The organism is Streptomyces sp. NPDC058683 (genome assembly GCF_042716195.1).
Lineage (GTDB): Bacteria > Actinomycetota > Actinomycetes > Streptomycetales > Streptomycetaceae > Streptomyces.
This window is the reverse complement of record NZ_JBHXSK010000036.1, coordinates 121,744-132,566: the sequence shown is the minus strand read 5'-3', so window position 1 is coordinate 132,566 and position 10,823 is coordinate 121,744. Positions and strand designations below refer to the sequence as shown.

Genomic DNA, 10,823 nt, shown 5'->3' with positions numbered 1-10,823 from the left:
CTGGCGTTGACTTTTGGCACGCTGTTGAGTTCTCAAGGAACGGTCGCTTCCTTTGTACTCACCCTCTCGGGCTTTCCTCCGGGCTTCCCTTCGGTGTTTCAAACTCTATCAGTGTTTTTCCGGCCCTCTGACCACCCTCCCGCAGACATGCAGAAAGATGATCCCGAGTTAGGATCTGACAAATTTGGATGCTGCTGAGCGAGAACGCTTTATCGCGCCGCTCGATCTCAAGCAGGGGTACGACTGTACACGGGGCCTCGGAGCCCGTGCAAATCGATTAGGCTGGTGGTCTAGACCACTAGCTGGTAGCTTCCATGCGGAACCGCCACTTCATATGACATACGCTGCTGCTCAGTGCCGTCCGGAACAGGCAGTGACGGCCCGTAAGCAGCTCCATCTCTGGGAGGCTTCCCATGACCACCGTGACGTCCCCTCTGGCAGGACGTGCCATCGGACTGGCCGCTGTGCCGGATCCGGTCTTCTCCGGGGCCATGGTCGGCCCGGGCACAGCGATCGACCCCGCGCGTGAGCCTTCCGAGGTCGTGGCGCCCGTGGACGGCGTCATCGTCTCCCTTCACCCGCATGCCTTCGTCGTCGTCGACGAGAGCGGCCACGGCGTGCTCACCCACCTCGGTATCGACACGGTGCAGCTCAACGGCCAGGGCTTCGAACTCCTCGTCAACAAGGGCGACACCGTCACCCGCGGCCAGGGCATCATCCGCTGGAACCCGGCCGAGGTCGAGGCCGCCGGCAAGTCCCCGGTGTGCCCTGTCGTGGCCCTGGAGGCCACGGCCGACTCCCTTTCCGACGTCCGTGACGACGGTGACGTGAAGGCCGGCGACAGCCTCTTCGTCTGGAACTGACGACCCCGTCGCCGTCCCGTCGGATGACGGAGAGGGCGGCGACCACGACAACCATCGCGGCGGCGGGACCCGCCGCACTATCGGAGACGGGTGAGATGGAGACAACGCTGCGAGGCGTCGGCGTGAGCCACGGTGTGGCGATCGGCGAGGTTCGGCACATGGGAACGGCGGTGCTGGAGCCGCCTGCCAAGCAGATTCCGGCGGAAGAGGCGGAGCGGGAGCCGGGGCGTGCCCGGCAGGCCGTGGAGGCCGTGGCCGCCGACCTGATGGCGCGCGGCAACCTGGCGGGCGGTGAGGCCCAGGCGGTGCTCGAGGCGCAGGCCATGATGGCCCAGGACCCGGAGCTGATGGCCGACGTGGAGCGGCGGATCGCCGTCGGCAGCACCGCCGAGCGTGCCGTGTACGACGCGTTCGCCGCGTACCGCGAACTGCTGGCCGGAGCCGGTGAGTACCTGGCCGGCCGCGTGGCCGACCTGGACGATGTGCGGAATCGTATCGTCGCCCGGCTGCTGGGGGTTCCGATGCCGGGTGTCCCGGACAGCGACGAGCCCTACGTGCTGGTCGCTCGGGATCTGGCGCCGGCGGACACCGCGCTGCTGGACCCGACTCTGGTGCTCGGTTTCGTGACCGAGGAGGGCGGACCGACGAGTCACAGCGCGATCCTGGCGCGGGCGCTCGGTGTGCCGGCCGTGGTGGCGCTGCCGGGCGCCGGTGAGCTTGTCGAGGGCACGGTGATCGCCGTCGACGGCAGCACCGGCGACATCTTCGTGAACCCGAGTGCGGAGAAGAAGGCCGAGCTGGAGGCCGCGGCCGCCGAGCGCAAGGCCGCACTGACCGCCTCGACCGGTCCGGGTGTGACCGCCGACGGGCACAAGGTGCCGCTGCTGGCCAACGTGGGCGGACCGGCGGATGTGCCGGCGGCCCTGGCGGCCGGTGCCGAGGGTGTGGGTCTGTTCCGTACCGAGTTCCTGTTCCTGGACGACAGCAAGAACGCGCCGTCCGAGGAGAAGCAGGTCGAGGCCTACCGTCAGGTGCTGGAGGCGTTCCCGGAGGGCCGGGTCGTCGTGCGGGTGCTGGACGCGGGTGCGGACAAGCCCCTGGACTTCCTGACTCCTGCGGATGAGCCCAACCCGGCGCTGGGCGTGCGCGGTCTGCGGACGCTGCTGGACCACCCCGACGTGCTGCGCACGCAGTTGACCGCGCTGGCGAAGGCGGCCGAGGGACTGCCCGTCTACCTTGAGGTCATGGCGCCCATGGTGGCGGACCGTACCGATGCCAAGGCGTTCGCGGACGCCTGCCGTGCGGCGGGGCTGCGGGCCAAGTTCGGCGCGATGGTGGAGATTCCGTCGGCCGCGCTGCGGGCGCGTTCGATCCTCCAGGAGGTCGAGTTCCTGTCGCTGGGCACGAACGACCTGGCGCAGTACACGTTCGCCGCGGACCGTCAGGTCGGTGCGGTGTCCCGGCTGCAGGACCCGTGGCAGCCCGCGCTGCTCGACCTGGTCTCGCTGTCCGCTGAGGCGGCGAAGGCCGAGGGCAAGAGCTGCGGTGTCTGCGGCGAGGCCGCGTCCGATCCGCTGTTGGCGTGTGTGCTGACGGGTCTGGGCGTCACCTCCCTCTCCATGGGTGCGGCGTCGATTCCCTATGTCCGGGCGACGCTGGCCAAGTACACGCTGGCCCAGTGCGAGCGGGCCGCCTCCGCCGCGCGTGCCGCCGACAGCGCGGACGAGGCCCGCGCGGCGGCTCAGGCGGTGCTGTCCGGCGAATAGCCGGGTGCGGCCCTGATCAGCTGTCCTTCCGGGGGCGCTCCACCTGCGGGTGGGGCGCCCCCGGTGGGTTTCAGTGGTGGTGGCCCGGTGTCGTCTCCTGGTCGCCCAGGTCGGGCGGTGTGCAGTAGTCGACGTCTGATTCCGGGGAGATGAGGTCGCCGGATTCGACGTCGGTGCAGTAGGCGTCGAAGACCTCGGCCGCGGTGAGGGGTGCGAGGCGGTCGGCGCGCAGTCGCCAGCCGTAGACGCGGTCGGCGGTGCCGGGGGCGCTGGTGCGCATGACGAGTCCGCCGGGGCTGCGAGTGGCGAGGCCGAGGGCGAGGACGCTGGTGAATTCGAGGGCTTCGGCTTCGTCCAGGTGGGTGGTGCCTTCGCTGTCCTGGTCGGCGTGGAGGACGGTGACGAGCGTTTCGGGTGGTCCGGAGACGCTGCACACGAGGTGCCGGTCGCCTGGTGGGGCGGCGTCGAGGATGCGGCTGAGGAGGTGGGAGGCCCGGGCGAAGGCGGCGCGCCCGATGTCCTCGCCGCAGGTGGGGCAGGGGCCGAGGCGGGCCAGGAGGGTACTGGCGTACTCCCAGGTGGCCTGGCGTACCGCTTCGTCGACGAGGACGGGGACGAGGTCGGTGAGGGGTCGGCCGTCGTAGGGGACGGTGGCGCCGGTGGCCGCGAGTTCGGCGGTGAAGCGGGTGCGGCTAGCGGGGTTGTCCGGGTCGAGTCCGGTGACCGTGCAGAACTCGGCGTATTCCTCGGGGTCGAAGAGGGCGAGTGTGGTGTGGGTGCCTTCCGCGGCGCGGGTCCTGAGGAGGGCTTCGATCTGTCCCAGGTAGGTGGGGTGGTCGTCGAAGGTGAAGGTGCGGTAGCGCAGCATGGCGCGGAAGTCGTGTTCGTCGGTCAGCAGGCCGATGGTGCCGGCGATTTCGCGGCGCAGGACGCGTCGCATGGCCCGGTGGTCGGTGTGCGCCATGTTTCCCCCTGTGAGCGGTCGATCAATGCTCACTCACCGTAACCGGCACCACTGACAATGGGGGTTGTGGAAGCCGGCCACGGACCAGGCGGTGTTGAATTCCGCAGGTCAGGGCGATGGCAGCGCCGAATGCGGTCCAGCCGAGAGGGCCGGTGGCGATGGCGGCGGTGACGGCGAGTGGGCCGATGCTGCGCTGGGCGGACTGGGCGAGTCCGTGGACTCCGAGGTAGGCGCCCAGGGCGGTGCCTGGGGCCAGGGCGACGGAGAGTTCCCAGGAGATGGTGGCGTGGAGCATCTCGGCGGCTGTGAAGGCGGCGGCCGCGGCGGTGAGCAGGAGGGTTGCCGTGAGGGTGCCGCCGGTGGCGGAGAGGGACATCGTGATGCCGCCGAGGGCGAACGCGGCGGAGAGCGGGACGAGGAGCCGGCGGGCGGCTTCACTGCTGGTGCCGAGTCGGGCCAGGGGGACTTGGAGTGCCACGACCATGACGTTGTTGAGGACGAGCAGCAGGGGTGCGAGGCCGTGGGGCACGTGGTCGCTGTGGGCGATCCAGAGCGGCAGGCCGACCTTGAAGACGGCGTCGTCGAGGAAGAGGACGGTGTCGGTGGCGACGTAGGCGAGGTAGGCCCGGTCGCGCCAGGGGGTGACCGGCCTCGCGGTTCGCGGTGTGGTCCCTGAGCCGGCCACGACCCGGGCCGGCGACGGGGGTTCGCCGCAGCGCAGGGTCAGGAGCGCCGCCGCGACGAACGAGAGGGCGTCGCCCGCCAGGAGCCAGCGGTAGGCCACGGTGCTGTCCAGCGCCAGGGCCGCCGCGGCGGCGAGGCCGCCCAGGGCCCAGCCGGCGTTGGCGACGGTGCGGTTGAGGGCCTGGTAGCGGACCCGGTCGGGGCCCGCGATGCGGGTGGCGTACAGCTTCGTGAGGACGTTGGCGGCGCGGTCTCCGAGGGCGCCGACGGCCGAGACGGCGAGCAGCAGGGCGTAGTCGTCCGTGGTGAGCAGAGCGAAGGAGGCGAGTGCGCGCAGGAGTTGGAGTGCGATCAGGACGCGGGTGAGGGGGAGCCGGTCGGCGATACGGCCGGCCAGAGGTGCTCCGGCGATGCCGATGGCACCCGATGCGGCGGCGAGGGTGCCGACTTCGGCGAGGGAGAGGCCGGAGACGTAGGTGAAGTACAGGACCGAGACCGATGCCCACAGGCCGCTGCCGACGCGGTCGACTAGGGCGATGGCGAGCATTCTGCGTCCGTCGCGCCCGCCGGGTACACGTGGGGGCCGTGCGGTTGCACCGGGCTTCGTCGTCACTGCTCCCCCTTGCCGGAAATTATGTACTGATACATACTTGCCAACGTGGTAACACAATATGGGATCACTGGTACGACGGCCAAGGGGATTGCCGCGTCCGTCGAGCGGGCCGTTGCCGAGGGCTCGTTGGCACCGGAGGCCGCGCTGCCGCCGGTGCGGCGGCTCGCGGACGATCTGGGGGTGAGTCCGGGCACGGTCGCGACGGCTTACAAGGAGCTGCGGCAGCGCGGGATCGTCGTCACGCGCGGGCGGGGCGGCACCGTGGTGGCACCCGCTCCGGCGGTGGCGTCACGGCGGCCGCCCAGGGTCCCCGAAGGACTCCGGGACCTGGCCGGCGGGCATCCGGATCCCGCCCTGCTCCCCGGCCTGGTGCCGCCCTCGCGGCTCTCCCCCGGCGCCCGGTCGCACCGTTCGGCGCCCCGGCTCGCCCGGCTGGAGGAGGCCGTACGCGACTGGATAGGGCCGGACGGTGTGCCGGTGGAGCATGTGACGTTCGCGCACGGAGCGCTGGATCTGATCGGCCGGCTGCTCGCCGTGGAGCTGCGGCCCGGGGACGCCGTGGCCATGGAGGACCCGGGGTACCACCACCTGCTGGACCTCGTCCCGGCGTTGGGGCTGCGGATCGTGCCGGTGGCCGTGGACGACGAGGGGATGCGTCCGCAGGCGCTGCGCACGGCGCTGCGCGCGGGCGTGCGCGCCGTGGTGTGCAGCCCCAGGGCGCAGAATCCGTACGGTGGCTGCTTCTCGGCGGCCCGCCGGGACACCCTGGCCGATGTGCTGCGGGAGGAATCCGATGTCCTGGTGATCGAGAACGACCACGCGTCCTCGGTGACCGATGCCCCGCTGCGCTCGCTGACCGCCGCGGGACTGGCGCGTTGGGTGCATGTGCGGACGGTGAGCAAGTTCCTGGGCACCGACCTGAGGTGGGCGGCCGCCGCCTGCGATCCGGTCTCGCTCGCCCGGCACGACGGGCTACTGCTCCTGACCTCGGGATGGGTGAGTCACCTGTTGCAGGAGACGGTGCTCGGGCTGATGACGGACGCCGGCACGCGCGCATTGGTGGCACGCGCGCGTGTGACGTACACACTGCGCCGGGAGACGCTGGCCAGGGAGCTGGCCGGGCGCGGCATCGCCTCGCACGGGGTGAGCGGGATGAATCTGTGGGTGCCCGTGCGGGACGAGTCGGCCGTGGTGAACGGCCTGCGGTCGTACGGCTGGTGGGTGGCCTCGGGGGCACGGTTCCGGATCTCGGCCGGTCCGGCCGTGCGGATCTCGACCGCCGGTCTGGAGCCCGCCGACGCGGTGCGGCTGGCCTCGGACTTCGCCGCTGTGCTGGGCGAGTCCGAGGCCACCTATGGCGGATGAGCGCCCCTGCCGGGAGGGTCAGGCGCGTTTGCGGGCCAGGTCCTCGTAGAAGCTCAGCAGGTCGAGGTTGTCGATGGAGCCGGGGTTGACGGCCTTCTCCAGGGGCGCGCCCTGGAGGAGGCGCTTGACCGGGACCTCGATGCGCTTGCCGGTGAGGGTGTGCGGGACGCCGGGGACCTCGATGATCTCGTCGGGGACATGGCGCGGCGAGAGCTGTTCGCGGATGGCCTGCTTGACGCGGTTCAGCAGGGCCTCGTCGAGGACGGCGCCCGGGGCCAGGTGGACGAACAGGGGCATCCAGTAGCCGCCGTCGGGCTGTTCGATGCCGATGACGAGGGATTCCCTGATCTCGGGAAGGCGCTCGACGACCTCGTAGATGTCGGCGGAGCCCATCCGTACGCCCTGGCGGTTGAGCGTGGAGTCGGAGCGGCCGTGGATGATCACCGAGCCGCGGGAGGTGACGGTGATCCAGTCGCCGTGCCGCCAGACGCCGGGATACATGTCGAAGTAGCTGTCGTGGTAGCGGCTGCCGTCGGGGTCGTTCCAGAAGTGAATCGGCATCGAGGGCATGGGGTTGGTGACGACCAGTTCGCCGACCTCGTCGATGACGGGGTTGCCGTTCGGGTCCCAGGCCTGGAGATCGGTCCCGAGGCCGGGTGCCTGGAGTTCGCCGGTGTAGACCGGGAGGGTGGGTACGGCGCCCGCGAAACAGGAGCACACGTCGGTGCCGCCGCTGACGGAGGCGATCCACAGGTCGTCGCGGACCTCGTCGTGCAGCCAGCGGAAGCCGTCCGGGGGCAGTGGTGAGCCCGTGGTGGCGACGCACCGCACCTTGGACAGGTCGAAGTCGCGGGAGGGGTGCACGCCGGCCTTGCGGCAGGCCATCACATAGGCGGCGGAGGTGCCGTAGAGGGTGGCTCCGGTGCGTTCGGCGACCCGCCACTGGGCGCCGGTGTCGGGGTAGCCGGGGCTGCCGTCGTACAGGACGATCGTGGTGCCCGTGAGGAGGCCGGAGACGAGGAAGTTCCACATCATCCAGCCGGTCGAGGTGTACCAGAAGAAACGGTCCTCGGGGCCCAGGTCGCAGTGCAGGCCCAGCTGTTTGAGGTGTTCGACCAGGATGCCGCCCTGGGACTGGACGATGGCCTTGGGCAGGCCGGTGGTGCCGGAGGAGTACAGGACCCACAAGGGGTGGCCGAACGGGACCTGTTCGAATTCGGGCTCGGTGTCGGCGGAGGTCAGGGCCGACCACTCCAGGGCGCCTTCGGGGGCGGCGGTGCCGAGCAGCGGGATGTGGACGACGGCGCGCAGGGTGGGCAGTTCGCGGCGGAGTTCGGCGACGGTCTCACGGCGGTCGTGTTCCTTGCCGCCGTAGCGGTAGCCGTCGACGGTGAACAGGACGACGGGTTCGACCTGCTGGAAGCGGTCCAGGACGCTGCGGGCGCCGAAGTCCGGGGCGCAGGAGGTCCAGACGGCGCCCACGGCGGCGGTGGCGAGAAGGGCGACCACGGCCTGGGGGATGTTCGGGAGGTAGCCACTGACGCGGTCTCCCGGGCGGACGCCGAGGGTGCGGAGTTCGGCGGCCAGGGAGCCCACCTGGCGGCGCAGTTCGGACCAGGTGACCGGGAGCGGTTCGTGGGTCTCGTCGACATACAGGAGCGCGGGTTCGTCCGCGCGGGTGGCGGCGGCGCGCAGGGCGTGCTCGGCGTAGTTCAGCGTCGCGCCGGGGAACCATTCGGCGCCGGGCATCGCGCGATCGCCGAGCACGCGCGCGTAGGGCGTCGAGAACCGGACGTCGAACCACTCCGTGACGGCCTTCCAGAACGTGTCCAGATGGTCGACGGACCAGCGGTGCAGTGCCGGGTACCCGCCCTCGGCGGGAGCTCCGTGGTGTTCGGCCGCCCAGGACTGGAACCCGGTGATGTGTGCCTGGGCGATCCGTTGCGGATCGGGTTGCCAGAGCGGCTGGGGGTTCGCGGTCGACATGGGGCGGCTCCCGGGCTTCTGCGCTGGTGTGCGTCGGACGCGCACGGGCTGGGGTGTGCGCGTACGCGGCTGACAGGGACGATGCCATGTGATCGACTTCTACACCAGGGTGCGCTCCACATAGTCCGTGTCGTGAAGATGTGGTCCCGGCACGGGTGAACGGCAGTTGAACGGCACGCGCGTGTGGAGCGCTGAGTGGCAGGGTGAGCAGCATGGACGGTCGTGACCTGGTGCGTTCGGTGAGAGTGGTCGGTTCTGGGAGGGCAGCTCAGGGGTTGCGTACCGTACGGGCGGCGTGGCGCAGGAGGCGGATCGACGCCGCCGGGCTGCCCGCGCGGGGGGCCGAGCGTGCCCGGGTGCCGGGTCCGGTGCAGGAGGCGGTGCCGGGGCCGGGTGGCGGTGTGATCCGCTTCAGCCGGTCGGAGCTGCGGATCACGGTCGCGGTGAACGGGGCGGTCTTCTGGGGCTGGGACGGGGCCGGTCCCGAGCCGTCGTACGCGCTCGCAGGCCGCTGTCCGGAGCCGGATCCGCGGGCGGTCCTCGAACCGGACACCGATGGCGGCTGGCGGGTCGTGGCGGAGCGGGTGACGGTCAACGTCTCGCGGCACGGCGCGGTGGAGGTGTGCACGCCCGGTGGCGTGATGCTGCGACGGGATCTGCCGCCCCGCTGGTGGGAGCCTGTGGACGGGGGCCCGGCGCGCTGGGTGCAGCGGTCGGAGGTCGCCGCGGACGCGCGGTTCTTCGGGCTCGGTGGCCGTGCCTCGGGGCCGCGGCTGCGTGACGGCACGTACCGGCTGTGGAACACCGACCCCGGTCACGCCTTCGGGCCCGATGACGATCCGCTGTACATCACCATGCCGGTGCAGCTGGTGGTGGCGGACGCGGCCGCGCATCTGGTGTTCCACGACACCTCCTGGGACGGCACGGTGACCCTCCGGGAGGGCGAGGAGGGTGCCGGTTCCGGCCATGACCGGACCGGACGGTGCGAGCTGCGGATGGACGGCGGTCCGCTGCGTTGCTGGGTGATGGTGGGCACGCCCGCGCGCGTGCTGCACGCGTGGGCCTCGCTCACGGGCGCGCCCGCGCTGCCGCCGGCGTGGGCACTGGGTCATCACCACGCGCGCTGGGGTTTCGGCAGCGAGCAAGAGGTCCGGCGGATCGTCGCCGGTTACCAGGAGCGTGGTCTGCCGCTGGACGCCGTCCATCTGGACATCGATCACTACGACGCCCATCAGGTGTTCACCGTCGACCACGAGCACTTCCCGAAGCTGCCGACGCTGGCCGAGGAGCTGCGGCGGGACGGGATCCGGCTGGTGTCGATCGTGGACCCGGCGGTGAAGGCCGAGCCGGGCAACGCGGTCTACGACAGCGGGACGGGGATCGACGCCTTTGTGCGGGATCCGTCGGGCCGGTTGGTGGAGGGCGTGGTGTGGCCCGGTGAGGCGGTCTATCCCGACTTCACGCACGCGCGCGTGCGCAAGTGGTGGGGCGGGCTGTACGAGGAGCGGCTCGCGCTGGGCTTCGCCGGGTTCTGGCACGACATGAACGAGCCGACGTCCTTCACCGCCTTCGGCGAGTCCACACTGCCCCGCGCGTCACGGCACGCCCTGGAGGGGCGCGGCGGTGACCACCGGGAGGCGCACAACGTCTACGCGCTCTGCATGGCGCGGGCGGCCTACGAGGGCCTGCGCGAACTGGCGCCCAAGGAGCGGCCGTTCCTGTTCTCCCGGTCCGGCTGGGCCGGTATGCAGCGTTACGGGGGCGCCTGGTCCGGTGATGTCGCGACCGGCTGGCCGGGGCTGCGCGCGTCCCTGTCGCTGGTGCTGGGGCTCGGGCTGTGCGGAGTGCCGTACTCCGGTCCTGACGTGGGCGGTTTCGACGGGAGCCCGTCGCCCGAGCTGTTTCTGCGCTGGTTCCAGCTGGGTGCCTATCTGCCGCTCTTCCGGACGCACGCGAGCATGCGGGCGGGGCGCAGGGAGCCGTGGGAGTTCGGGGCCGAGGTGCTGGAGCACGCGCGCGTGGCGCTTCTGGAACGGCAGCGGCTGCTGCCGTACTTCATGACGCTGGCGCATCTGGCCCGGCGGACCGGCGCGCCGTATGTGCGGCCCCTGTGGTGGGGTGAGCCGGAGAACCGGGCGCTGCGCGACTGCGAGGACGCGTTCCTGTTGGGCGACGGTCTGCTGGTGGCTCCGGTGCTGGATCCGGGCGCCGACCGGCGTGCGGTGCAGCTGCCCCGGGGGCGCTGGTACGACACGCTGACGGAGCGGGCGTACGAGGGGCCGGGGCAGGTGCTCTTGGATGCTCCGCTGTCGCGGATTCCGGTGCTCGCGCGCGCGGGTGCCGTCCTTCCCGTGCGGGACGAGGACGGCGGTGTGCGGCTGGAGGTGTGGGCGCCCGCCCGGGGACGGACCGGGGGCGGGCTGTTCGTGCCGGACGCGGGCGACGGCTGGGACGAGCCGGAGATCGAGCGTTACGTCGCCCGCTGGGAGGGTCGGCGGGTGGTGGTGAGACGGGAGGGGGACAACGGCGTGGGCGAACCGCCGCATCCGGTGCGCGTCCGGGGGCTGGGGTGAGCCGGAGGG

The 10,823-nt window shown here is 71.4% G+C and carries 8 protein-coding genes; 5 read left to right on the top strand and 3 right to left on the bottom strand.

Features of this window, described 5'->3' with window-relative positions; all coding sequences use genetic code 11:
• The 3 genes from ACFWXC_RS34355 to ptsP all read left to right on the top strand — a co-directional run.
• Positions 1 to 198: hypothetical protein (locus ACFWXC_RS34355; RefSeq protein WP_384484791.1), on the top strand; the 198-nt coding region annotated here is incomplete at its 5' end.
• Between the two features lie 215 nt (positions 199 to 413).
• Positions 414 to 863, top strand: coding sequence for a PTS glucose transporter subunit IIA (locus ACFWXC_RS34350; protein WP_365796224.1), 450 nt, complete (start codon positions 414 to 416; stop codon positions 861 to 863).
• Positions 864 to 958: 95 nt separating this feature from the next.
• Positions 959 to 2,629, top strand: coding sequence for a phosphoenolpyruvate--protein phosphotransferase (gene ptsP / locus ACFWXC_RS34345; protein WP_384484789.1), 1,671 nt, complete (start codon positions 959 to 961; stop codon positions 2,627 to 2,629).
• A gap of 70 nt (positions 2,630 to 2,699) precedes the next feature.
• Here the strand turns inward: ptsP and ACFWXC_RS34340 are convergent, their stop codons facing one another.
• Positions 2,700 to 3,593, bottom strand: coding sequence for a hypothetical protein (locus tag ACFWXC_RS34340; protein ID WP_384484787.1), 894 nt, complete (start codon positions 3,591 to 3,593; stop codon positions 2,700 to 2,702).
• Between the two features lie 22 nt (positions 3,594 to 3,615).
• Entirely contained in the window at positions 3,616 to 4,824 is a 1,209-nt protein-coding gene (locus tag ACFWXC_RS34335; RefSeq protein ID WP_384484785.1) for an MFS transporter, read from the bottom strand.
• 111 nt (positions 4,825 to 4,935) lie between these two features.
• On the opposite strand from ACFWXC_RS34335, the gene ACFWXC_RS34330 reads away from it, so the two are divergent.
• Positions 4,936 to 6,255, top strand: coding sequence for an aminotransferase class I/II-fold pyridoxal phosphate-dependent enzyme (locus ACFWXC_RS34330; RefSeq protein WP_384484783.1), 1,320 nt, complete (start codon positions 4,936 to 4,938; stop codon positions 6,253 to 6,255).
• 18 nt (positions 6,256 to 6,273) lie between these two features.
• Here ACFWXC_RS34330 and ACFWXC_RS34325 read toward each other — a convergent pair whose 3' ends face one another.
• Positions 6,274 to 8,241 carry an acetoacetate--CoA ligase gene (locus ACFWXC_RS34325; protein ID WP_384484781.1) on the bottom strand — a complete coding sequence of 656 codons (1,968 nt, stop codon included), beginning with the start codon at positions 8,239 to 8,241 and terminating at the stop codon, positions 6,274 to 6,276.
• 212 nt (positions 8,242 to 8,453) lie between these two features.
• Between ACFWXC_RS34325 and ACFWXC_RS34320 the strand changes: the two genes are divergently transcribed.
• Complete coding sequence (locus ACFWXC_RS34320) at positions 8,454 to 10,814, top strand: glycoside hydrolase family 31 protein (protein ID WP_384484779.1); 2,361 nt, start codon at positions 8,454 to 8,456, stop codon at positions 10,812 to 10,814.
• Positions 10,815 to 10,823: the final 9 nt, after the last annotated feature.